19 protein-coding genes, 2 tRNA genes and 2 pseudogenes are annotated in these 24,170 nt (G+C 62.5%); 4 read left to right on the forward strand and 19 right to left on the reverse strand.

Going from position 1 to position 24,170, the window contains the following annotated elements:
• Positions 1–399: 399 nt before the first annotated feature.
• Both rlmB and rnr read right to left on the reverse strand, forming a co-directional pair.
• Positions 400–1,146 (reverse strand): 23S rRNA (guanosine(2251)-2'-O)-methyltransferase RlmB, encoded by a 747-nt coding sequence (gene rlmB, locus BGP85_RS26670; protein ID WP_027920757.1) that lies wholly within the window; start codon positions 1,144–1,146, stop codon positions 400–402.
• Positions 1,143–3,728: a ribonuclease R gene (rnr, locus tag BGP85_RS26675; RefSeq protein WP_103445883.1), complete on the reverse strand. Its 2,586-nt coding sequence runs from the start codon at positions 3,726–3,728 to the stop codon at positions 1,143–1,145. The genes rlmB and rnr overlap by 4 nt, the downstream gene beginning before the upstream one ends.
• A 271-nt stretch (positions 3,729–3,999) precedes the next feature.
• Here rnr and BGP85_RS26680 point away from each other — a divergent pair.
• From BGP85_RS26680 to BGP85_RS26695, 4 genes are all read left to right on the forward strand, one after another.
• A tRNA-Leu gene (locus BGP85_RS26680) sits at positions 4,000–4,086 on the forward strand.
• An 88-nt stretch (positions 4,087–4,174) separates the two neighbouring features.
• A tRNA-Leu gene (locus tag BGP85_RS26685) sits at positions 4,175–4,261 on the forward strand.
• 190 nt (positions 4,262–4,451) lie between these two features.
• Positions 4,452–5,465, forward strand: coding sequence for an extracellular solute-binding protein (locus BGP85_RS26690; protein WP_103445884.1), 1,014 nt, complete (start codon positions 4,452–4,454; stop codon positions 5,463–5,465).
• Positions 5,465–7,030, forward strand: a complete 1,566-nt coding sequence (locus tag BGP85_RS26695) for an ABC transporter permease (RefSeq protein ID WP_103445885.1) — start codon at positions 5,465–5,467, stop codon at positions 7,028–7,030. The genes BGP85_RS26690 and BGP85_RS26695 overlap by 1 nt, the downstream gene beginning before the upstream one ends.
• Positions 7,031–7,082: 52 nt before the next feature.
• Here the strand turns inward: BGP85_RS26695 and BGP85_RS26700 are convergent, their stop codons facing one another.
• The 17 genes and pseudogenes from BGP85_RS26700 to BGP85_RS26775 form a co-directional block, all read right to left on the reverse strand.
• Positions 7,083–7,457: a hypothetical protein gene (locus BGP85_RS26700; RefSeq protein WP_103445886.1), complete on the reverse strand. Its 375-nt coding sequence runs from the start codon at positions 7,455–7,457 to the stop codon at positions 7,083–7,085.
• The gene (locus BGP85_RS26705; RefSeq protein ID WP_103445887.1) at positions 7,454–8,425 is read right to left on the reverse strand and encodes a hypothetical protein; all 972 of its coding nucleotides are present in this window, start codon (positions 8,423–8,425) and stop codon (positions 7,454–7,456) included. The genes BGP85_RS26700 and BGP85_RS26705 overlap by 4 nt, the downstream gene beginning before the upstream one ends.
• A gap of 9 nt (positions 8,426–8,434) precedes the next feature.
• Positions 8,435–8,923, reverse strand: coding sequence for an Hcp family type VI secretion system effector (locus tag BGP85_RS26710; RefSeq protein WP_103445888.1), 489 nt, complete (start codon positions 8,921–8,923; stop codon positions 8,435–8,437).
• A gap of 249 nt (positions 8,924–9,172) precedes the next feature.
• Positions 9,173–9,625 (reverse strand): DUF2867 domain-containing protein, encoded by a 453-nt coding sequence (locus tag BGP85_RS26715; RefSeq protein WP_103445889.1) that lies wholly within the window; start codon positions 9,623–9,625, stop codon positions 9,173–9,175.
• A 143-nt stretch (positions 9,626–9,768) separates the two neighbouring features.
• A pseudogene (locus tag BGP85_RS29850) lies at positions 9,769–10,284 on the reverse strand (methyl-accepting chemotaxis protein); the annotation flags it as partial.
• Positions 10,285–10,674: 390 nt separating this feature from the next.
• A pseudogene (locus BGP85_RS29745) lies at positions 10,675–11,367 on the reverse strand (methyl-accepting chemotaxis protein); the annotation flags it as partial.
• Positions 11,368–11,891: 524 nt separating this feature from the next.
• On the reverse strand, positions 11,892–13,184 hold the full coding sequence (locus tag BGP85_RS26725) for an adenylosuccinate synthase (RefSeq protein WP_003249542.1): 1,293 nt from the start codon (positions 13,182–13,184) through the stop codon (positions 11,892–11,894).
• Between the two features lie 56 nt (positions 13,185–13,240).
• Positions 13,241–14,428: an ATP phosphoribosyltransferase regulatory subunit gene (locus BGP85_RS26730; RefSeq protein ID WP_103445891.1), complete on the reverse strand. Its 1,188-nt coding sequence runs from the start codon at positions 14,426–14,428 to the stop codon at positions 13,241–13,243.
• Positions 14,429–14,729: 301 nt separating this feature from the next.
• Positions 14,730–15,599 (reverse strand): protease modulator HflC, encoded by an 870-nt coding sequence (gene hflC / locus BGP85_RS26735; protein ID WP_103445892.1) that lies wholly within the window; start codon positions 15,597–15,599, stop codon positions 14,730–14,732.
• On the reverse strand, positions 15,599–16,777 hold the full coding sequence (hflK, locus tag BGP85_RS26740; protein WP_103445893.1) for an FtsH protease activity modulator HflK: 1,179 nt from the start codon (positions 16,775–16,777) through the stop codon (positions 15,599–15,601). Before hflK ends, hflC begins: the two co-directional genes overlap by 1 nt.
• 96 nt (positions 16,778–16,873) lie before the next feature.
• On the reverse strand, positions 16,874–18,175 hold the full coding sequence (hflX, locus tag BGP85_RS26745) for a ribosome rescue GTPase HflX (RefSeq protein WP_060510652.1): 1,302 nt from the start codon (positions 18,173–18,175) through the stop codon (positions 16,874–16,876).
• Between the two features lie 12 nt (positions 18,176–18,187).
• Positions 18,188–18,448: an RNA chaperone Hfq gene (hfq, locus tag BGP85_RS26750; protein ID WP_103445894.1), complete on the reverse strand. Its 261-nt coding sequence runs from the start codon at positions 18,446–18,448 to the stop codon at positions 18,188–18,190.
• Between the two features lie 95 nt (positions 18,449–18,543).
• Positions 18,544–19,515: a tRNA (adenosine(37)-N6)-dimethylallyltransferase MiaA gene (gene miaA / locus BGP85_RS26755; RefSeq protein ID WP_103445895.1), complete on the reverse strand. Its 972-nt coding sequence runs from the start codon at positions 19,513–19,515 to the stop codon at positions 18,544–18,546.
• 1 nt (position 19,516) lies between these two features.
• On the reverse strand, positions 19,517–21,406 hold the full coding sequence (gene mutL, locus BGP85_RS26760) for a DNA mismatch repair endonuclease MutL (protein ID WP_103445896.1): 1,890 nt from the start codon (positions 21,404–21,406) through the stop codon (positions 19,517–19,519).
• The gene (locus BGP85_RS26765) at positions 21,403–22,833 is read right to left on the reverse strand and encodes an N-acetylmuramoyl-L-alanine amidase (RefSeq protein ID WP_103445897.1); all 1,431 of its coding nucleotides are present in this window, start codon (positions 22,831–22,833) and stop codon (positions 21,403–21,405) included. The genes mutL and BGP85_RS26765 overlap by 4 nt, the downstream gene beginning before the upstream one ends.
• A gap of 11 nt (positions 22,834–22,844) precedes the next feature.
• Entirely contained in the window at positions 22,845–23,303 is a 459-nt protein-coding gene (tsaE, locus tag BGP85_RS26770) for a tRNA (adenosine(37)-N6)-threonylcarbamoyltransferase complex ATPase subunit type 1 TsaE (RefSeq protein WP_374755350.1), read from the reverse strand.
• 2 nt (positions 23,304–23,305) lie between these two features.
• Positions 23,306–24,166 (reverse strand): NAD(P)H-hydrate dehydratase, encoded by an 861-nt coding sequence (locus BGP85_RS26775; RefSeq protein ID WP_103445899.1) that lies wholly within the window; start codon positions 24,164–24,166, stop codon positions 23,306–23,308.
• Between the last annotated feature and the right edge of the window lie 4 nt (positions 24,167–24,170).

The following is a 24,170-nucleotide window of genomic DNA, read 5'->3' on the forward strand; positions in this document are numbered from 1 at the left end:
AGGCGCCTGCCAGCTCGGCAAGGGGCGCAATTGTAGAGAAGGCGGGACGTACAAGCAAGGTGATTGGTGATTATTTGAACAGCCGGAAACATATTCGCAGGCTACCGACCCTTTCGCGGGACAAGCCCGCTCCTACACGATTGAACTGCGCCCCATTTGTTGGACAGTCTGTGATTAGGCTGCTGCAGCCTGACTCCTGTATGCCACGGGAGTCAGGCCGCCCAGCCCCATCTTGATTCGATCAGAAAGGCATGGATGGCTGAAAGTTTGAACTGCTTGGTGTGCTTGCTCACGTAAAACGCCCCTGAGGTTGGATTTTTTGTCCAACATCAGGGGCGCAGTTCACGATCCCTGTAGGAGCGGGCTTGTCCCGCGAAAGGGCCGGTGAAGCTTACGCGATCAACGCTTGGCCTGACGCTGCCGCACGGCCTCGAACAGACACACGCCCGTCGCCACCGACACGTTCAGGCTGCTGACGCTACCGCTCATCGGCAACTTCACCAGGAAATCGCAATGCTCGCGGGTCAGTCGGCGCATGCCCTTGCCTTCCGCGCCCATGATCATCACCAGCGGGCCGGTCAGGTCCTGCTGGTAGATCTCCTGTTCAGCCTCGCCAGCGGTACCCACCACCCACAGGCCGCGCTGCTGCAGTTTCTCCAGCGTGCGCGCCAGGTTGGTCACGGCCACTAGCGGAATCACCTCCGCCGCACCGCAGGCCACCTTGCGCACTACCGGCGTCAGGGTAGCCGACTTGTCCTTGGGCACGATCACCGCCGTGGCGCCAGCCGCATCGGCGGTGCGCAGGCAAGCGCCAAGGTTGTGCGGGTCGGTCACGCCGTCCAGCACCAGGATCAGCGGCGGGGTTTCGCTGCGCTCGAGCAGCTCCTCGAGCATCAACTCGCCCCACACCTGGCTCGGGCTCACCTCGGCGACCACGCCCTGGTGCACGCCTTCGACCCAGGCATCCAGCTCACGGCGCTCGGCTTGGCCAACCGGCACGCGGTTTTCCGCGGCCAGTTCCAGCAACGCCTGGATGCGCGGCTCGCTGCGCCCTTCCGACAGCCAGATCTGCTTGACCCGCTTCGGATGGTGCTGCAGCAGTGCCTGCACGGCGTGCACGCCGTAGATCTTTTCCAGCTGACTCATGACTTGTTCTTGCTCTTGCGTGGCGCGCCGGACTTCGGCGGGCCTTTACGGTGCTTGGTCGGTTTGCCGGACGACTTGCCGCCCTTGTCCGACTTGCTGCTGGGGTGGCCGCTGGTGCGCGCCTCGCTCATCAGCGCCTTTTTCATTTCACGGCTCTTGCGCACTTCGGCGTTGCGCTGCACGGCGTCTTTCGGGAAGTACGCTTCGGCAGTCTCGCTCTTGCGGCTGCGCGGCTTAGGCGTGGCCTTGGCTTCGACCGCTGGCTCGGACTTCTCGGACTTTTCGGCTGCTGGCGAGGCAACACCACGCCCTTTGCGGCCAATCGGCGCATTGAGCTGCTGCTCGGAGACTTCGAAGTCGATCTTGCGCTCGTCGAGGTCGACGCGCATGACCTTGACCTCGATGGTGTCGCCCAGGCGGAAGCTGCGCCCGGTACGCTCGCCCGAAAGGCGGTGGTGCACCGGGTCGAAGTGGTAGTAGTCGCCCGGCAGCGCACTGACGTGCACCAGGCCTTCCACATAGATGTCGGTCAGTTCGACGAACAGGCCGAAACCGGTGACCGCAGTGATCACACCCGGGAAGGTCTCGCCCACGCGATCCTTCATGAATTCGCACTTGAGCCAGTTGACCACGTCACGGGTCGCTTCGTCGGCACGGCGCTCGGTCATCGAGCACTGCTCGCCGAGCTGCTCGAGGGCGTTCACGTCATACGGGTAGATACGCGCCTTGGGGATACTCATGGCGCCCGCACGCTTGACGTGCGGGGTATCGACCTTGGAACGGATGATGCTGCGGATGGCGCGGTGTACCAGCAGATCCGGGTAACGGCGGATCGGCGAGGTGAAGTGGGTGTACGCCTCGTAGTTCAAGCCGAAGTGGCCGTTGTTGTCGGTGCTGTACACCGCCTGGCTCAGCGAGCGCAGCATCACGGTCTGGATCAGGTGGAAGTCCGGTCGCCCGGCGATGCTCGCCAGCAGGGCCTGGTAGTCCTTCGGCGACGGGTCCTTGCCCTTGTGCAGGGTCAGGCCCAGCTCGCCGAGGAAGGCGCGCAGTTTTTCCAGGCGCTCCGGCGGTGGACCGTCGTGCACGCGGTAAAGGGCTGGCACTTCGTGCTTCTGCAGGAACGCGGCGGTAGCGACGTTGGCTGCCAGCATGCATTCTTCGATCAGCTTGTGGGCATCGTTGCGCACGGTCGGGCGGATTTCCGCGATCTTGCGCTCGTCACCGAAGATGATGCGGGTTTCCTGGGTCTCGAAGTCGATGGCCCCCCGGGCGTGACGGGCATCCAGCAGCACCTTGTACAGGTTGTACAAGTTCTTCAGGTCCGGCAGGACCTCCTTGTACTCTTCGCGCAGCGCCTTGCCCTCACGGGTGCGGGCATGTTCGAGCATGCTGCTGACCTTGTTGTAGGTCAGGCGGGCGTGGGAGTGGATAACGCCTTCGTAGAACTGGTAGTCGACCATCTGGCCAGCTTTGTTCATGGTCATTTCACAGACCATGGCCAGGCGATCAACATGCGGGTTCAGCGAGCACAGGCCGTTGGACAGCTCTTCGGGGAGCATCGGCACCACGCGCTCGGGGAAGTACACCGAGTTACCGCGCTGCTGAGCTTCGTTGTCCAGGGCCGAGCCCAGGCGTACGTAGCTGGAGACGTCGGCGATTGCCACATACAGGCGCCAGCCACCCGAGAACATGCGCAGCTTGCCCAGCGGTTCGCAGTAGACGGCGTCATCGAAGTCCCGGGCGTCCTCGCCGTCGATAGTGACGAACGGAAGGTGGCGCAGGTCGATGCGCTTCTCTTTGTCCTTCTCTTCGACTTCGGAGCGGAACTTGCGCGCTTCCTTGACTACATCGTTGGGCCAGACATGCGGAATGTCGTAGCTGCGCAGGGCAACGTCGATTTCCATGCCCGGCGCCATGTAGTTGCCGATCACCTCGACCACATCGCCCTGCGGCTGGAAGCGCGGGGTAGGCCAGTGGGTGATCTTGATCTCGACGAACTGGCCGATCTTGGCACCACCGTTACGCCCGGCGGTCACCAGCACTTCCTGCTGGATCTTCGGGTTGTCCGGGGTCACGTAGCCGATGCCGCCTTCTTCGAAGTAGCGGCCGACCACGCTTTCATGGGCGCGGGAGATGACTTCGACCAGCACGCCTTCGCGGCGGCCACGACGGTCAACGCCCGAGACGCGGGCCAGGCCACGGTCGCCGTCGAACACCAGGCGCATCTGCGACGGGCTGAGGAACAGGTCTTCGCTGCCGTCATCGGGGATAAGGAAGCCGAAACCGTCACGGTGGCCGGAGACACGACCACAGATCAGGTCCAGCTTGTCTACCGGGGCATAAGTGCCGCGCCGGGTATAGATAAGCTGGCCGTCACGTTCCATGGCGCGCAGGCGGCGGCGCAGGGCTTCGATCTGGTCTTCTTCATGAAGACCGAACTCTGCCGCCAGCTCCTCGCGCGCGGCCGGTTCGCCACGGTCGGCGAGGCGCTGCAGGATCAGCTCACGGCTGGGAATGGGGTTGTCGTATTTTTCCGCTTCGCGAGCGGCCTCGGGATCGAGGGATTGCCAATCGGCCATCAGAAGGGGTTCACCTTGGGATATATAGATAGGAATTCTGGCATGTGCGTATTGAAACCGGAAATGTCAGCCTTGGACAGCCCCCGCTGCTGTGTATAGAGAGGGGCAATAGGCCTTCGGAATCAACAAGTTGAATTTTTTGAAATTTTTTTCGCTTGGGGGGTTTACAGCCCCCCGGACCGTCCGTATAGTGCGCACCACAACGACGGACAAGCCCGAAGTTGTAGTAGAGATGAGCGGCGCTGTAAAGCATCTTTTATCTCGAATGTGTGCCCAGGTGGCGGAATTGGTAGACGCGCTGGTTTCAGGTATCAGTGACCGCAAGGTCGTGGAAGTTCGAGTCTTCTCCTGGGCACCAAATATTTTCAAGTAACAGATGACCAAGGATCTGTTACTACTGTGTGAAAGCGAACGATAGTCGCCTTCTCCAGATGATGTAAAGCTTTGCCCAGGTGGCGGAATTGGTAGACGCGCTGGTTTCAGGTATCAGTGACTTAACGGTCGTGGAAGTTCGAGTCTTCTCCTGGGCACCATACAAAAACCCACTAGCTTGCTAGTGGGTTTTTTCTTGCCTGCAATTTTTGCACCCCCTCCCTCCTCCCCGCGCAGCCTCCGGCATTACACGTTTGTCTGCCGATGAATTTCTCGTCACCCGGCCACTTGAGAAACGATTTCGTTTACCATTGTTTCCGAATATGTAGCCGTAAGCGAGGAAGTACCCGCATGACGATTCGCCCGCAACCGCTGATGCGCACCCTGGCCGCCGCAGTTCTGAGCCTGGTGATCGGCGCTCCGGCCGCCTTGGCAGACGAACCGGTCACGCTGACCATGTACAACGGCCAGCACAAGGAAATCGGCGAAGCCATCGCCAAGGCCTACGAGGCCAAGACCGGTATCCACATCAATATCCGCAAGGGCAGCAGCAACCAGCTGGCCAGCCAGATCATCGAGGAGGGCGACCGCTCGCCGGCCGACATCATCTATACCGAAGAATCCCCGCCGCTGAACAACCTCGGCGAGCTGGGACTGCTGGCGAAGATCGATGACGCCACGCTGAACATGCTGCCCAAGGAATACGTGGGTGCCAACGGCACCTGGATGGGCGTGACCGCCCGCACCCGCGTGGTGGTGTACAACCCGAAGAAAGTCGACGAGAAAGACCTGCCGACCACCGTCATGGATTTCGCCAATCCAGAGTGGGAAGGCCGCGTCGGCTACGTACCTACCAGCGGCGCCTTCCAGGAACAGGCCGTGGCCATCCTGAAGATGCACGGGCGTGAAGCCACCGAAGAATGGCTGACCGGCCTGAAAGCCTTCGGCAAGACCTACACCAACAACATGGTCGCCCTCAAGGCCGTGGAAAAAGGTGAAGTCGCCGCCGTGCTGGTCAACAACTACTACTGGTATGCACTGGAGCGCGAGCGCGGCAAGCTCGACTCCAAGCTGTATTACATGGCCGACGGCGACGCCGGCAACCTGGTGACCATCTCCGGTGCCGCTGCGGTCAAGGCCAGCAAGCATCCAAAGGAGGCCCAGGCCCTGCTCAACTGGATGGCCAGCGAAGAAGGCCAGCGCGTGATCACCCAGACCACCGCCGAGTACCCGCTGCACAAGGGCATGGTCTCCGACCGTGGCCTGAAGCCGTTCGACGAACTGCGCCCGCCGAAGATATCGCCAGCCGACCTGGGCAATGCCGAGGAAGCCATCGAGCTTGAACGCGAGGTCGGCCTGCTCTGATGACCGCCGCCCTGTCCACGCCTGCGCAGGTACGTTTCGTACCGCGCCGCAAGCGCCCCTCGATCTGGGTGCTGCTGCCTGTGCTGTTCCTGGTGGCGATGAGCTTGCTGCCGTTGCTGTACGTCGCCATGAAAGCCTGGGAGGCTGGCTGGCGCGAAGCCCTGCACCTGCTCTGGCGCCCATTCGTCTGGGGGCTGATGCGCAACACCCTGATGCTGATGGCCGGGGTGACGCTGGCGTGTATGGTGGTCGGCCTGGCCCTGGCCTGGCTGCTCGAGCGCAGCAACCTGCCCGGCCGCCGGCTATGGGGGGTGGTGCTGTGCCTGCCGTTCGCCGTGCCGTCGTTTGTCAGCAGCTTCACCTGGGTATCGCTGAGCTCGGACTTCGAAGGCTTGGGCGGGGCGATCCTGGTCATGGCACTGTCCAAGTACCCGCTGGTGTTCCTGCCGGTGGCGGCGACCCTGCGCAACCTCGACACTTCGCTTGAAGAGTCGGCGCGCACCTTGGGCTACAGCCGCTGGGGCGTATTCCGCAAGATCACCCTGCCGCTGCTCTGGCCGTCGATGCTGGGCGGTGCTTTGCTGATCGCCCTGCACATGCTGGTCGAGTTCGGCGCGCTATCGATCCTCGGCCTGCAGACCTTCACCACGGCGATCTACCAGCAGTTCGAACTGGAATTCAGCAACGCCAACGCCGCCATGCTGTCGGCGGTACTGTTGGCGATGTGCCTGCTGATGCTGTGGCTGGAACTGCGCGTGCGCGGCAAGGCCCGCCACGTGCGCATCGGTCAGGGCGTGGCACGTCGCGGGCAGCCGGTACGGCTGCGTGGCTGGATGCCGTTGGCGCAATTGTTCTGCCTGGGCCTGGCGATTCTCGGCAGCGGCATCCCGCTGGCCATGCTGGGTTACTGGCTGAGCGTGGGTTCGTCGGCCGCCTTCCCGGTGGCGGCGATCAGCAAGGCATTGCTGACTTCGCTGTCGGTGTCGCTGGGTGGCGCAGGCTTCTGTGTGCTGCTGGCGCTGCCGGTCAGCTTCCTGGTAGTGCGCTACAAAGGCCGCCTGGCGATCTGGGCCGAGCGCCTGCCGTACCTGCTGCACGCCCTGCCCGGCCTGGTAATTGCGCTGACCCTGGTGGTGTTCTCGCTGCACTACGTGCCGGCGCTGTACCAGACCACCGCGCTGTTGCTGCTGGCCTATGCGCTGCTGTTCCTGCCGCTGGCCCAGGCGCCGGTGCGTACCGCGTTGAACAAGGCTTCGCCGACACTCGAAGAAGCAGCCCGCACTTTGGGCGCCAGCAGCTTTGCAGCGTTTTGCCGGGTGACCTTGCCGATCATCTTCCCGGCGCTGGCGGCGGCGTTTGCGCTGGTGTTCCTTGATGCCATGAAGGAGCTTACCGCTACCCTGCTGCTCAGCCCGACTGGCATGACCACCCTGGCCACCGAGGTCTGGGCGCATACCGCCAACGTCGAGTTTGCGGCGGCAGCGCCTTATGCGGCGCTGTTGATTGTGGTGTCGGGGTTGCCGGTGTATTTGCTGACTACGCGGATGTATTTGAACAAGGCTTGAGACCGAATCCAGGCTGGCGAGCAGCCTGGATTTTCGAACGACACACACGAGCTCACCGCAAGTACTCTATCCAAACAAAAAACAGAACAATCAGTGCAATCAGAAAAATTTGTACAGCCCACAAGCGCACTAACAGCCTCTGCAAGTCGGCGGGAGCCTTTGCAATATCATTGCTATCCAATAGCCCCTTCCGAACGCTAAAATATTTCATAGATAGCATTGCGGAAATTGACCCTAGCCGCATGACTTTCCCTAGCAGCCCAGCATGAGAATATATTTCTCTGTTCACAGCCACCATTCGGCTATTAGACAGGATTGATTCGATACGATCCAGATATCGATGCGCAACGAATATCCACACACCAAACATCAGAAAAGGCGAAATAATTACAAACACACCAAGCACTGCGAGGTGCAAGTTACTCATCGCACTGCCTCATACAAAATCTCCCCCACTCTTTCTCCCAAAATCTCACCAAACCCACCGCCAGCAATACCTCCAGCCGCTCCCCCCAATACCGCACATGCGAAAGTTGCCGTTCCACCGGTGGGTATACCTACAGCAACACATGCGATTGGCCCCAAGACGCCCCCGACATATCCACCAACTCCTCCCAGCCCCAAGCCACCAACGAGCGAACTCCTCTCCACATACTTGGCCTCTCTACACTCCTCCTCCCGTCCAAGCACGCACGCGTTACGAATTGACAGTTCGGTTGACGCCACATCAAGTGCCATGCCTAAATACGTACCTTTTTTTACCCAATTAGCCGCCTTAGCCACGCCAGATATTTTTGCTGCATAGCCTTTAATCTCACCACCGTGAAGAAATCTTTTGGTAGATATATCCAGCGCATGCTTGATTTTGCCCCGATTGCGTAACCCTGACCCATACGCAGCCATACTATCTAGCTGGGCCTCCAACTTCAAAAACAGCGCTGTACGCTTCGAATAGAATTCATTACGAGCTTTCAACGTGCCTTGATGCAAGTAATTCCGGTGTAGCTGTTCTATTTCCTCTAACGTTTTCTTGATAGCTTCAAGATGCTTGCTCCAAGCGTCACTAGCTGTACCAGCGCCGATGGAAGCACGAGACAGCAAGCTCTGCAGCAACTCAAAATTCTCCAGAAGGAACCCGTCAAAGTCACCGCCGCTCAATTCGATGTCGAGGTGTATACCCAACGCCTTACCCATGAGAAATGCCTCATGAGCAGTACAGGACGGCGTGCTTGGGTCACCCATGATTATCAGCTCACCAGGGAAAACAACAGTGTTGACGACATGCGCATTCAACACATCAAACTTGGCCCGCTGATTCGCGTTCATGGGCGTATCGACCTTCAGCGACTCATACGACTGCGCTTGCGGATTAATGAAGCTGCGCGCCTCGGACATGGTCGCACCTCACGCATACTTCTTGTTGTTGATGCGGTCCCAACCGCCCGTGACGTTGCCGCCGGCACTGCCGTCAAGGCGTTTCTGCCGCGTGTAGGTCGTCTTGATGCGTCCGTAGTTAAGCTGCACGACTTCCACTGGCACCCCAGCGCTGGCGCTCTGGGCATAGTCGGCGATGATCACTTCCTCGAGGACGACTTCGTAGTACTTGAGCTTATCGCCACCAGCACGACAGAGCACGAGCTTCACCTCCTTCAGGTGCTGCCCGGCACAGCTAGCCTCCAGCAGCTTGCAGCTTGCACTGTCCAGGTATTTGGTGAAGGTAAAGTTGGTGAGTGCGGTGCGCCCTGATGATGCGCCGCCCGCTGAGCTTGCGGTGGCAGAGGTACTCTGGTTTGCACCGAACTTGTAGCCTATGATTTCAATCCAGTTGGCGTACTGCTCATCCAGTGCTTCGCCAGTGATTTCCGCGATTTGAATATAAGCATCGAAAGCCATGCTTACCTCTCCTTGGTAAAGATTGGGCTGATAACGACGGTGTTCCGACATCGCCGCTCTGAGGTCGTTCCTGAAGTAAGCGGCGAAGTTCGCCGAGTGCCTTCAGGTCCAATCGACACTAGCTCCCTGTGCCCAGCGCTGCAACGGCAAACACTCTAGCGCTAACCATTTGGGAAATTTCCTACGACTTTGACGAAGATACAGGCTTGATCACGTAAATAAGTGTTTCACCCCCTAACTCAGCGATGCCTACAAATTCGCCAACATCCGGCGCACGATCAGGCCATGTACCTTGCCAACCGGCAGCATGTATAGCCGGCCAAAGGCGTTGAAACACCGCACTGACGTGGTCACTTTCAAGCGCTGCCCGTCCACATCCATGCAGACCATCACCGCCAAGTGCGTATCACGCGACGTCAGCACCAGTTGCTGGTCGCTGATGGCCTCGACGGTGAAGAAGTCCAGATGCTCGCCGACGGCCGGCACATACCCTGGATCGCGGGGTGAGAAGCCATGGATATCGGCGACATTGAAACGACGCGAGATGAAGTCACGAATGCGGAAGGCCCAGGCCAGCCAGCCAGGGACGTCCGAGGTCATGGCACAGTATGCCTGCAGGGCGGTCAACGGGGCAGCGAGCTGTATGCTGTCACTGTGGAGAAAATCGAGGTCGGCCTGGGCGGCGACCAACTGGGCGGACATGAGCAACTCCCTTGTCATGTGTCGCTCACAGCATAACAACAGCGCAAGCTGGATGGCACGGGCTTCGCCCGTGTTCGCGGGCAAGCCCGCGCCCACAGGGTCCGCGCCATGGTTCAGCAATTGGGCAAGGCCATTGCCCCAACTTACGCCCGGAACTGGCCCAAGCTGGCGCGCAACTGCGCCGCCAGATCATCCAGCACCTTGCTGCTGGCCGTGGTTTGCATCACCACCTCGGCCGAGCGTTCGGCCTGGGCATGAATGTTCTCCACGCGTCCCCGTACCGCCTGCGCGCCGTGTGCTTGCTGCTCGGCAGCGCGAGTAGCCAGGCCGATAGCCGCGTGCACCTGCTCCACCGCAGCCTGCACCGATTGCTGGCGACGCTCATTGTCCCGCAATACTAACAACCCTTCGCTGGCCTTGAGCCCAGCTTGACCGATGGTCGCCACCGCTTCCTTGGCACCTTTCTGCAGCGCGGCAATGTGCGCCTGAATGTCGCCGGTAGAGCTCTGGGTCTTGCTCGCCAGCGCCCGTACCTCATCGGCCACTACGGCAAACCCACGGCCAGTCTCGCCAGCGCGTGCGGCTTCGATTGCGGCGTTGAGCGCCAGCAGGTTGGTCTGTTCGGCAATGCCATGGATGACGGTCAGCACCACCTCGATCTGTTCGCTCTGCTTGGCCAGGCGCTCGATCACCTGCGAGCCGGTCTCCACCTGCCCGGCCAGGTTCTCGATCAGGCTCGCCAGTTGCGTCGAGGAACGGCTGTTCTCGTCGGTTGCCTGGCGAATGTCCACTACCTGCTGCAACGCCGCCTGCATGGCATGGCTTTCGGCCTGGGCCTCGTCAGCCATGCTCGACAGGTCGCGCAAGCTGGCGGCTACTTCGTCACGCTGCAACGCCGCTGCAGCATCGGCACCGGCGTTGCGCTTGGCCATGGTGCCGATCTCGACCCCGGTACGCTGGGCCACCTCGCCGGCCTCGCGGACGATGGGCTGCAGTTTGTCGACAAAGCGATTGACCGCTGACGCCATGTCGCCGATCTCGTCGCGGCTGTCGAGGGTCACGCGCTTGGTCAAGTCGCCTTCGCCAGCGGCCAGATCATTGAGCGCGGCGATCAGCAGGCGCAGCTTGCTGAGCACCCGGCGGCCTAGCACCACGGCCACCACCAGCAGCACACCCAGACCAACCACCACTAGGCCCAGGCCAATCCGCCAGCGCAGCTCGGCAGCCGCATCGCGCACGGTCTGTGCGGTGTTGGCCTGCATCGCGGTAGCGCTGGCCTGTGCGGTTTCCAGGCGTTCGCGCAGGGCCTTGCCACTGTCGGCGGCCGCGGCGCCCAGGCTGTCGCCGACCAGTTGCTCACCGCTGGCGATCAGGGCATTGAAGCGCTGGTCGAGGGCCTTGAGTTCCTGGTCAACGCCGGCCGTGGAAACCCCCATCAGGACTTTGCCGATCTCGGCACCATTGGGGTTGATCGGCGCTTCGACGAAATACACCGAAGGATCGCGACGCGCGGCGTCGAGCACCTTGTCCAGCGCCCGCTCGCCCTGGCCCTTCTCGATCAAAGCCTGGTTGATCGGGTTCTGCCGGTTCAAGTAGCGGGTCAGATGCTGGCCCTGGGCATCGTCATAGATCACGAACAGCACGTTGGGGTTGCGCTGGGCCCGACGGGCGAAGTCGGAGAGCATCGGTACATCGTTATCCCAGATCGCCCGCGGGGCGACCGAGGCCAGCAGCTCGGCCATGTCGTTGGCCGAGTCCTTGAGATTTTTCTCCAGGGTGGCGCGCAGCTGCTGCTGTTCGTCCTGCAAGCGCGTGGAAAGGCCCGCGCTCAGGCGCTGGCGGGTGCTGCTGGAAAGGCTCTCAAGCCCCCCGCGCACGTCCTGCCCGGCCTGCTCCAGCTCGTCGGCGAGCTGACGGCTGTCTTTACCCAAACGCTCGCCCAGGTCGGCCTCCAAGGCCGTTACGGTGCTGCGGGTCAGCGCAACGGCAACCAGCACTTGCACCAAAAGGGCGATACCAAGGGCAACAAACACAGGCCGCAAGAGGCGGCTTCGTAACAGTGAAAGGATGGCAGACACGGTGTAACCCTCGTGTTTTCTGGCGCCACTATTTTGATGGCATCTACAGAAACTTCTTACAGCAAGGGTTGTGCCGTACACAGCAGGGATAAGCGCCAAGGTCTAGCAATGTCGCCAGGCCCGCGCCACAAATGAAAACGCCGCGATCCTTTGCAGGACCACGGCGTCAGATCAGCCTGGAGGGCAGATCAGGCGAACGGGTGACGCAGGACGATGGTCTCGTTGCGGTCCGGGCCGGTCGAAATGATATCGATCGGCGCGCCTACCAGCTCTTCGATACGCTTGATGTAGTCACGTGCAGCTTGCGGCAGCTCTTCCAGGGTTTTCACGCCCAGGGTCGATTCGCTCCAGCCTGGCATCTCTTCGTACACCGGCTCCAGGCCGATGTAGCTGTCGGCATCGGAAGGCGCGTCGATGACGGCACCGTTCTCGTTCTTGTAGCCAACGCAGATGTTGATGGTTTCCAGGCCGTCCAAAACGTCCAGCTTGGTCAGGCAGATGCCCGAGATGCTGTTGACGTCGATGGCGCGACGCAGGATGACGGCATCGAACCACCCGCAACGGCGGGCACGGCCAGTGGTCGAACCGAACTCGTGGCCACGCTTGGCCAAGGTGGCACCGGTCTCGTCGAACAGTTCGGTCGGGAACGGACCGGAACCAACGCGAGTGGTGTAGGCCTTGGTGATGCCCAGGATGTAGTCCAGGTACATCGGGCCAACGCCGGAACCGGTGGAGATGCCGCCAGCGGTGGTGTTGGAGCTGGTGACGTACGGGTAGGTACCGTGGTCGATGTCCAGCAGCGAGCCCTGGGCGCCTTCGAACATGATGTCCTTGCCAGCGCGACGCAGGTTGTGCAGCTCGGCGGTCACGTCGAGCATCATCGGCTTGAGCTGTTCGGCGTAGGCCATGCACTCGTCCAAGGTCTGCTGGAAGTCGATGGCCGGCTCTTTGTAGTAGTTCACCAGCTGGAAGTTGTGATAGTCCAGCAGCTCACCCAGCTTGGCGGCGAAACGCTCGCGGTGGAACAGGTCGCCGACGCGCAGGCCGCGGCGTGCAACCTTGTCTTCGTACGCTGGGCCGATGCCACGGCCAGTGGTGCCGATCTTGGCTTCGCCACGGGCTTTTTCACGTGCCTGGTCCAGGGCCACGTGGTACGACAGGATCAGCGGCGCCGCCGGGGAGATACGCAGGCGCTCGCGCACCGGTACACCCTTCTCTTCCAGCTTGGTGATTTCACGCATCAGGGCGTCTGGGGCAACGACCACGCCGTTGCCGATCAGGCACTGCACGCCTTCACGCAGGATGCCCGAGGGAATCAGGTGCAGAACGGTTTTCTCACCGTTGATCACCAGGGTGTGGCCCGCGTTGTGGCCACCTTGGTAGCGCACTACGGCGGCAGCATGTTCGGTCAGCAGATCGACGATCTTGCCTTTGCCCTCATCACCCCACTGGGTGCCCAGGACGACGACATTCTTACCCATTACATTGGTCCTCATTCACGCAAACTTGGTTGCCGGCCTACTGCCGACGCAGAAACTCACTGGGCCAGCGGCAGAACCTGCCAGCGCCCGTCTTGCTGAATCAATTGCCGATCACAATCCGCCTCGAGAGCAGCACTCAACGGCTGGCCAGGCAAAGCCTGGACCACACGCTGGCCCTCGTTGCGCAACTGGCAGACCTGCTGCCAGAGGGCCGCGTCGCCACTGTCCGGCATCCAGATGCCGCCAGTTGGCAATACGACCTCCGCTCGCCCCAGTGTGACCAGGGTCTTCAAATCCGTGGAGAAACCTGTAGCCGGGCGTGCCCGGCCAAAGTCGGCGCCGATGTCGTCATAGCGGCCGCCCTGGGCGATCGATTGACCTTCGCCCGGAACGAACACGGCGAACACCACGCCGGTGTGATAGTTGTAGCCGCGCAGCTCGCCGAGGTCGAAGTACAGCGGCAGGTCCGGATAGCGCGACGCCAGGCGATCGGCGATCGCCAGCAGGTCATCGAGCGCCGCCAGTACGCTGGCCGGGGCACGGCCCAGGCGCACACGGGCCTCGGCCAGCACTTCACGGCCACCGCACAGCTCGACCAGGGCGCGCAGCATGTTGCCCAGGTCCTTCGGCAGGTCGGCAGTCAGTGCCTGCACCTCATCGACCGACTTGCGCTGCAGGGCGTCGAACAGCTGCTGCTCGACCGCACCCGACAGGCCAGCGGCACGGGCCAGGCCGCGGTAGATACCGACGTGGCCGAGATCCATGTGCACGTCGGCAACGTCGGTCAGCTGCAGCGTGGCGAGCATCAGACTGATGACTTCGACATCGCTGGTCGGGCTTGCGTCGCCGTACAGCTCGGCACCCAGCTGAATCGGGCTGCGCGAGGTGGACAGGGCTCGCGGCTGGGCGTGCAGCACGCTGCCGGCGTAGCACAGGCGGCTCGGGCCTTCACGGCGCAGGGTATGGGCGTCGATGCGCGCCACCTGTGGGGTGAAGTCGGCGCGGAAGCCCATCAGGCGGCCCGACTGCGGGTCGACCACCTTGAAGGTGCGCTGATCCAGGTCCTGGCCGGCGCCGGTGAGCAGCGACTCCAGGTACTCGATATGCGGGGTGACGACCAGCTCGTAGCCCCAACTCTGGAACAGGTCCAACACCTGGCGGCGCGCGATCTCGATGCGCGCAGCCTCAGGTGGCAGTACTTCCTCGATGCCATCTGGCAGCAGCCAGCGGTCTACCGTTGCCATTACGCCATTTCCCCTCTGGTCCGGGCGGCTTGCCAGCTGGCGAGCCGTCAGTAAAGCCGGTATCGCGCACAGCAGCGGGCAGCACTGATCCCAGCGCAGCCACCGTACCCGATACCCTCAAATTGCCTTGCGACCTGACCAAACCGTCAACTGGCGCTTTGCCAATCAACCTTGCAGACGCAAAAAAGCCGGGAAATTTCCCGGCTGCCTCATCATACACCCCTTTTCATTCAGGATGCACCCCGCCTGGTGTTTTAGCTGCCAGGCGGGGCGCCGCTGCATGAAAATCAGGGCCTGAGCATCACGGCTTGCTCTTGTCCAGGAAGCGGAAGAACTCGTTCTTCGCGTCCAGTACCAGCACGTCGCTCTTGCTCGAGAAGCTGTCGCGGTACGCCTGCAGGCTACGGTAGAACGCGTAGAAATCGGCGTCCTGGGTGTAGGCCTTGGCGTAGATGGCGGCCGACTGAGCGTCGCCGTCACCACGGGTCTCTTCCGCCTCGCGGTAGGCTTCGGCCAGCAGTACACGGCGCTGACGGTCGGCATCGGCGCGAATACCTTCGGCCAACTCGTTACCTTTGGCGCGGTGCTCGCGAGCTTCACGCTCACGCTCGGTACTCATGCGGTCGAACACGCTGCGGTTGACTTCCTTCGGCAGGTCGATGGCCTTGACGCGCACGTCGACGACCTCGATACCCAGCTCCTTGCTGGCCATGCGGTTCAGCGATGCGGTGATGTCAGCCATCAGCGCGTCACGCTCACCGGAAACCACCTCGTGCAGGGTGCGCTTGCCGAACTGGTCACGCAGGCCGCTTTCCAGACGACGCGACAGACGCTCGTCGGCGATCTGCTTCATGCCGGAAGTGGCGGTGTAGAAGCGCTCGGCATCCTTGACGCGCCACTTGGCGTAGGCGTCGACCATCACAGCCTTCTTCTCCAGGGTCAGGAACCGCTGGGTCGGGGCGTCGAGGGTCATCAGGCGTGCGTCGAACTTGCGTACCTGGTTCACGTACGGAATCTTCACGTGCAGGCCCGGCTGGACATCCGCCTGGACCACCTTACCGAAGCGCAGCAGTACCGCACGCTCGGTCTGGGACACGATGTAGAAGCTGTTCCAGGCCACAATGGCCAGAACCACGGCGGCGATCAGGGCGATCAGCGATCGGTTGCTCATCAGCGGCTCTCCCTAGTGCGCAGTGGCTGCTGTTGCTGTTGCAGGTCCTGCGCGGCACGCGCGCCAGCATCGTTGACCGACGGGCTGACGCTGGTGCTTGGCGCGGACGCGTTGCGGCTGCCTTCGACCATCTTGTCCAGCGGCAGGTAGAGCAGGTTGTTCTGCCCGTCCTTGGCCGTGACCAAGACCTTGCTGGTATTGCTGTAGACCTCTTGCATCGTCTCCAGGTACAGGCGCTGACGGGTCACGTCAGGGGCCTTGCGGTACTCGGCGACCAGCTTGGTGAAGCGATCAGCCTCACCCTTGGCTCGGGCAATGACTTCGTCGCGGTAACCGTTGGCGTCCTCGATGATGCGCTGGGCCTGACCGCGGGCTTCCGGCACCACGCCATTGGCGTAGGACTCGGCCTGGTTGCGGGCACGCTGCTCGTCTTCGCGGGCGCGGATCACGTCGTCGAAGGCTTCCTGCACTTCACGCGGGGCTGCCGCGCTCTGTACGTTGACCTGGGTGACGGTGATACCGGTGCGGTAGTTGTCGAGGAAGCGCTGCAGGCGCTCGCGGATATCCACGGCCATCTGCTCACGGCCCTCGGTCAGCACCTGGTCCATCGAGGTGGAACCCACCACGTGGCGCAGGGCGCTGTCGGTCGCATGCTGCAGGCTAACCTCAGGCTGGTCGACGTTAAGCACGAAGTCCTGCAGGTTGCTGATCTTGTACTGGACGGTCAGCGGCACCTCGACGATGTTCTCGTCTTCGGTGAGCATCTGCCCCTGCTTGGTGTAGGCACGCTCGCGCGTGACGTTTTCCATGTACTTGCGATCGATTGGCGGGAAGTAGATGTTCAGGCCGGGACCGACCGTCTCATAGTACTTGCCGAAGCGCAGCACCACGGCCTGCTCCTGCTCGTCGACCACGTACACGGCGCTGTACAGCCAGATTGCAGCAAGCACTGCCAGGCCAATGCCCAGCAGACCATAGCCGCCACCCTTGCCGACATTGCGGTCACCGCCGCCACGTTTTTTGCCACTGCCGAACATGCCGTTCAGGCTGTCCTGCAGCTTGCGGAAGGCCTCGTCCAGATCCGGCGGACCCTTCTTGTCGCCACCACCGCCGCCACCGCGACGGCCGCCCCAGGGATCCTGATTGTTCGAGTTGCCACCCGGCTCGTTCCAAGCCATAGCGCTCTCCATCTGATAAAGCAAAGACGCGCCCACGGCGCGCCGTCCAATGCTACAGAATGCCTGCCACTGCTGCCCGACGACCTCACCGGGCATTTATTGCAAAGTGTGTTGCTCGACAAACACTTGCGGCTCCATGCCTTCACGACTGACCAGGCGATTCAACTCGACCCTGGGCAGGCGAACACTCAGCAGGCTGCGCCCTTCTTCGTCATGCTCTTCACTTCGCACGGCACCCAGGGCAAAGAATTGCGCGCGCAAGCGGGCAAAACGCTGCTCCAGGCACAGGGTACCGACAAACAGATCATCCCCCAGCAACTCGGCAATCGCCTGGCCGACCAGCTCCAGGCCACGTCCATCTCGTGCCGACACCCAGACCCGCTGCGGCTTGCCATCGGCATCGCGCTGAATCTGCGGCTCGACATCTTCGAGCAGGTCGAGTTTGTTATAGACCTCGAGGATCGGCAAGCCTTCGGCACCGATCTCGCCCAACACGGCCAGCACTTGCTCGATCTGCTCCATGCGCTCTGGCTCATGGGCGTCGATCACATGCAGCAGCAGGTCCGAGTTGCTCGATTCTTCGAGCGTAGCCCGAAATGCCTCGACCAGCTTGTGCGGCAGGTGACGAATGAAGCCCACGGTGTCGGCCAGCACGATCGGGCCCAGGTCGGCCAGTTCGAGCCGGCGCAAGGTCGGATCGAGCGTGGCGAACAGCTGGTCGGCCGCATACACCTCGGATTCGGTCAGGGCATTGAACAGTGTGGACTTGCCGGCGTTGGTGTAGCCAACCAACGAAACCGAAGGGATATCCGCGCGCTTGCGGCCACGACGGGCCTGCTCGCGCTGGCTGCGCACCTTCTCCAGGCGCCCCTTGATCTGGCGGATGCGTACCCGCAACAGACGGCGGTCGGTTTCCAGCTGGGTTTCACCCGGGCCACGCAGGCCGATACCACCCTTCTGCCGCTCAAGGTGGGTCCAGCCGCGCACCAGCCGCGTGCTCATGTGGTCGAGCTGGGCCAGTTCGACCTGCAGCTTGCCTTCATGGGTACGCGCCCGCTGGGCGAAGATGTCGAGAATCAGCCCGGTACGGTCAAGCACGCGACACTCGAAGACGCGCTCGAGGTTGCGTTCCTGACTGGGCGTGAGGGTGTGATTGAAAATCACCAGGTCTACCTGTTCGGCTTTGACCAGGTCGCGCAATTCCTCGACCTTGCCGCTGCCAATCAGGTATTTGGCCGTAGGCTGATGCCTGGCCACCGTGGCCAACGAGACGATGTCGGCTCCGGCCGACAGTGCCAGTTCCTGAAACTCCTGCGGGTCTTCGCGCGCCTCAGGGTTCTGACCTTCCAAGTGAACGAGCAACGCCCGCTCACCACCACCGTGGCGCTCAAAGAACAATGCAGGCTCCTATCAGGCGTTGCCTGGCTCGCTGTCGCCGTGCTCGGCGTCGGTCGGGCTTGGCAGGCGGACCGGACGGGCCGGAACTACGGTCGAAATGGCGTGCTTGTAAACCATCTGGCTGACGGTGTTCTTCAGCAGTACCACGAACTGGTCGAAGGATTCGATCGAGCCCTGCAGCTTGATCCCGTTGACCAGATAGATCGATACCGGGACCTTTTCCTTTCTCAGTTGATTCAAGTAAGGGTCTTGTAGCGAATGCCCTTTTGACATATGCCGCACTCCTGTAAGGATAAATAAATAGAAAATCAGAAAAATTGATAAGTCAGGCCGCCCCTTCGCAAGAATAGACGGCTATCAGCAGGGACTCAGCTCAATATGGAGACGGCCCCAAGGTATTTCAAGGTGCGGGACAGATTGTCGCAGGCCAGGCTGTCAAGCCAATGCACGTCAGCCCAGCCACGCAACCAGGTGAACTGCCGCTTGGCCAGCTGTCGAGTGGCAATGATACCGCGTTCGCGCATCTCATTCTCAGTCAGCTTGCCGTCGAGGTAGTCCCAGACCTGTCGATAACCCACTGCCCGTATAGACGGCAGTCCGGCGTGCAAGTCACTTCTGGCTCGCAGCGATCGGACCTCGTCGACAAAGCCCTGTTCCAGCATCTGTGAAAATCGTAACGCAATTCGCTTATGCAGAATGTGACGATCCGCAGGCGCAATCGCCAAACTCGCGACAGTATAGGGCAAATGCCCGCCAGCGCCTGCGTCTGCGCCGCTACTTTCCGCGAATTGACGCTGGCGATGAGCCGTCATGCTCTCGCCGCTCACCCGGTAAACTTCCAGCGCGCGGATCAGCCGCTGTGGGTCGTTGGGGTGAATACGCGCCGCCGACTCCGGGTCGACCTCTGCCAGTTGCCGGTGCAACTCTGCCAGGCCCAGTGCTTCGGCCTGCGCCTCGAGCTCTGCGCGCACGGCGGCATCGGCCGCCGGCATGTCTGCCAGGCCTTCGATCAGCGCCTTGTAATAAAGCATGGTACCGCCGACCAGCAGCGGAATTTTGCCGCGCGCGGTGATATCGGCCATCGCTTCCAGAGCGTCGGCACGAAATTGCGCGGCCGAGTAGCTTTCAGCCGGGTCGCGGATATCGATGAGCCGGTGCGGGTAGGCGGCCAGAATCTCTTTGGAAGGTTTGGCCGAACCAATGTCCAGGCCACGGTAGACCAGGGCCGAGTCGACACTGATCAGCTCGCAGGGCAGGACCTTGGTCAGTTCGATGGCGAGGTCGGTCTTGCCGGCCGCCGTCGGGCCCATGAGGAATATTGCTGGGGGTTTGCCGCTCATGTCATCGACCGCGCAGGAATAGTTTGTCCAGGTCGTCCAGGCCCATCTGGGTCCAGGTCGGACGGCCATGGTTGCACTGGCCGCTGCGTTCGGTGTTTTCCATGTCGCGCAGCAGGGCGTTCATCTCGGGAATGGCCAGGCGTCGGTTGGCGCGCACGGCGCCATGGCAGGCCATGGTGCCGAGCAGTTCATTGAGGTGCGCCTGGATGCGGTCGCTGGTGCCGTATTCCATCAGGTCGGCGAGCACGTCCTGGACCAGGCGATTGGCCTCAGCCTGCTTGAGCAGCGCCGGGATCTGGCGGACCGCCAGTGTCTCGGGGCCCAGGCGCTGCAGCTCGAAGCCCAGGCGCTGAAACCACTGGCCGTGTTCCTCGGCACAGTCGGCTTCGCGCTGGCTCAGCGCCAGGGTTTCCGGCACCAGCAGCGGCTGGCCGCTGAGGCCCTCGCTGGCCATGGCTACCTTGAGGCGCTCGTACATGATGCGCTCGTGGGCCGCGTGCATGTCCACCAGTACCAAGCCGACGGCATTCTCGGCGAGGATGTAGATGCCCTTCAGCTGGGCCAGGGCATAACCCAGCGGCGGGATGTCGCCCTGGCTTTCCGGCAGTGCCGAAGCCGTTGGCGCGCCCTCGTTCAGCGGTTTGTAGAACTCGCGGTAGACCGCCTGGGACTCGGCAGCCGGCAACGGCTGCGACGGGCGCGGGGTGTACTGGTACTGGTAGCCGGCGCCACTGCCGCCATTGGAAATGGAATGCTGTGGCTGCTCCAGCACTGGCGAGGCCAGGCGCATTTCTCCCTGCGGGCCGAACTCACCGACCTGCTGCCCAGTCGGGCGAACCGCTTCAGGCACGGCGGCAGGTGCAGCCAGTTGGTCCTCCGGACGCACGTCAGCCAGGGCACGGTGCAGCGTGCCATAGAGGAAGTCATGCACCGAGCGTCCTTCGCGGAAGCGCACTTCGTGCTTGGTCGGATGCACGTTGACATCGACGCCATTCGGCTCGAGTTCGAGGAACAGCACGAAGGTCGGGTGCCGGCCGTTGAACAGTACGTCGCGATAGGCCTGGCGCACGGCATGGGCGACCAGCTTGTCGCGCACCGCACGGCCGTTGACAAAGAAGTACTGCAGATCGGCCTGGCTGCGCGAGAACGTCGGCAGGCCAACCCAGCCCCACAACCTCAGGCCATTGCGTTCGACGTCGATCGGCAGCGCCTGCTCCATGAAGCCTGGGCCGCAGATGGCGCCGACCCGCCGCGCACGGGCAGTTTCGTCATGCGCCTCATGCAGGCTGAGGATGCTCTTGCCATTGTGGCGCAGGTGGAAGCCGACATCGAAGCGGGCCAGGGCCAGGCGACGGATGACTTCCTGCAGGTGATCGAATTCGGTCTTTTCGGCCTTGAGGAACTTGCGCCGGGCCGGGGTATTGAAGAACAGATCGCGCACTTCCACCGAAGTGCCGACCGGATGCGCGGCGGGTTGCACCCGCGGGGTCATGTCACGGCCTTCGGTCTCGACCTGCCAGGCTTCGCCAGCGCTGGCAGTACGCGAAGTCAAGGTCAAGCGTGCCACCGAGCTGATCGATGCCAGCGCCTCACCCCGGAAGCCCAGGCTCAGTACGCCTTCAAGGTCTTCCAGCTCGCGAATCTTGCTGGTGGCGTGACGGGCCAGGGCCAGCGGCAGGTCGTCGGCGGAAATGCCGCTGCCATCGTCACGCACCCGCAGCAGCTTCACACCACCCTGCTCGACTTCCACGTCAATGCGCCGGGCACCGGAGTCCAAGCTGTTTTCCAACAGTTCCTTGGCCACCGACGCCGGGCGCTCAACCACCTCGCCGGCGGCAATCTGGTTGGCCAGCCGCGGGCTGAGCAGCTGGATGCGCGAACCGCCACTCATTGCGAAGCCAGTGTGGTAGCGGGGATATCGAGGTGCTGGCCGACCTTCAGCTCATCGGTCTTGAGGCTGTTGGTGCTGCGCAAGCTGGTCACGCTGACCTGATAGCGTACAGCAAGCATCGCCAGGGTTTCGCCCGGGCGCACGGTGTGCTCACGCGGCCCCTGGGCAATCTTGCCGCTGTCACGCAGCCAGGCAATGTAAGTGCCAGGCGGCGGGTTCTGCTGGAAGTACTGACGCACGCCGGTATGAATCGAACGCGCCAACGCCTGCTGGTGGCTGGCGGTGGCCAGCTTGGCCGCCTCGTTGTTGTTCGAGATGAACCCGGTTTCAACGAGGATCGACGGGATATCCGGCGACTTCAGCACCATGAAGCCCGCTTGTTCTACCCGCTGCTTGTGCAGCGAAGTGACGCGCCCCATGTTGCCAAGCACTTTTTGCCCGACGTTCAGGCTGGAACTCAGCGTGGCAGTCATCGACAGGTCGAGCAGCACGCCCGCGAGCATGCGGTCCTTGTCGTCGAGGCTGACGTTGCCAGCACCACCGATCAGGTCGGAACGGTTTTCCGTGTCGGCCAGCCAGCGCGCAGTCTCGGACGTGGCGCCACGGTCGGACAGGGCGAACACCGAGGCGCCAAAGGCAGCACGCGATGGTGCGGCGTCGGCGTGGATCGAGATGAACAGGTCGGCACCCTTCTTGCGGGCGATCTCGGTGCGCTTGCGCAGCGGGATGAAGTAGTCACCGGTGCGGGTCAGCTCGGCGCGGTAACCCTTCTCGGTGTTGATCTGGCGCTGCAATTCCTTGGCGATCTGCAGCACGATGTCTTTCTCGTGCTGGCCGCGCGAGCCGGATGCGCCTGGGTCTTCACCGCCATGACCGGCATCGATGGCGACCACGATGTCGCGCTTGCCACTCGGCACTGGCGGCAGCTTGATTGCGGGCTGTGCCGGGCTTACCGGTACCGCTGGCGTGGTTGCCGGAGTCTGCACCGGGGTTGGCGGCGGGGTCGGCGCCGTGGCAGCGATGGCATCGGCCTCCTGGTCATACAGGTCGACCACCAGGCGGTTACCGTACTGGGCATTGGGCGCCAGGGTGAAGCTCTTGGGCGTGACCGACTTCTTCAGGTCGACCACCACACGCAGGTCGGTAGGGGTACGCTGAGCCGAGCGTACACTGCTGATCGGCGTATTGGCGGTCGACACGTTCAGCGGCGCGGCCAGGGTCGCGCCATTGATGTCGATCACCAGGCGATCGGGTGCACTAAGGGTGAAGACGCTATGCTGCACGGGGCCAGACAGATCGAAGACCAACCGCGTGTTGTCCGGCGCGCGCCACAGGCGCACGCTCTTGACTTGAGTGACGGCCAGAGCGTCAACGGTCACCGCTGTCAGCAGCAATCCAACGACAGCGACCAGTGCGCGTATGCGCATACCTACCCCACTTACTGTTTATAGTGTTCGGCCAGTGCAGTGCACCAGGCCTCGCCGCGAGCCCCCTGCGGCGTAAGGTCAAGCGAGCGGCCGCTCGCTTGGGGGCTTATGGTAATGGTCAGGTCGGGCTTTGGCAAAACGCCCGCACCCTTTTGTGGCCATTCGAACAGGCACAGCGGATCGCCGTCGAAATAGTCACGAATGCCCATGAACTCCAGCTCTTCCGGGTCGACCAGACGATACAGGTCGAAATGGAAGGCGCGTACTTCACCGATTTCGTAGGGTTCTACCACGGTGAAAGTCGGACTTTTCACTGCACCAGTATGGCCCAGCCCACGGATCAGGCCACGCGAGAGCGTGGTCTTGCCCGCCCCCAGATCGCCTTCCAGGAAAATCACGCCACGACCGCCGGTCACCTCGGCCATTTTTGCGCCGAAATCGACCGTGGCCGCTTCATCGGCCAGAAACAGGGTTAAGCCAGACACGCAGAATGCTCCTCCAACAATTCACGAATGACCGGCGCCAGATCACTGGCTGCCAGGCCTCTACCTTTGACGCCCAGGCGCTCTCCTGCACAGGCGTGCAGCCATACCCCCAGGCCAGCCGCGCTCCAGGCATCAAGCCCCTGGGCCAGCAACGCCGCCAGCACGCCGGTCAGCACGTCCCCCAGCCCGGCACCGGCCATCGCCGGATGCCCTCGATTGCACAGCACCAGCTGGCCGGCGGAGTCTGCCACCAGGGTGCCAGCCCCCTTGAGCACGCAGACGCTGGCATAGCGACGTGCCAGCTTGCGCGCCGCCCCCGGGCGATCGGCCTGCACGGCCTCGGTGGAAATGCCCAACAGCCGCGCCGCCTCCCCCGGGTGCGGGGTGAGGATGCTGCCACTGGGTAGCGCCAGTGGCGTGCGGGCCAGCAGGTTCAGGGCGTCGGCATCCCACACCTGCGGCCGCTCGGCGTTGGCCACCGCAGACAGCAGGCTACGGCCCCAGGCAGCCTGACCCAGCCCGGGCCCCACCACCAGCACCGAGGCACGCTCCAGCACTCCGACCAACTGATTGGCCGAATCGACCCCCAGGCACATGGTTTCAGGCATGCGCGCCAACCCGGCGATGACGTGCTCCGGGCGCGTCGCCACGCTGACCAGCCCGGCACCGCAGCGCAGCGCAGCCTCGGCACTGAGCAGCACGGCGCCGCCGGTGCCCAGGTCGCCACCGACGACCAGCACATGGCCGAAATCGCCTTTATGGGCATGCGCATGGCGCGCCGGCAGGCGTGCGACGGTCACGCTGCTGAGCAGTTGCGGGGCATTGCTGGGGTGTTTGGTCTGCGGCATGGGG

It is taken from the genome of Pseudomonas putida (assembly GCF_002906855.1).
GTDB classification, from domain to species: domain Bacteria; phylum Pseudomonadota; class Gammaproteobacteria; order Pseudomonadales; family Pseudomonadaceae; genus Aquipseudomonas; species Aquipseudomonas putida_N.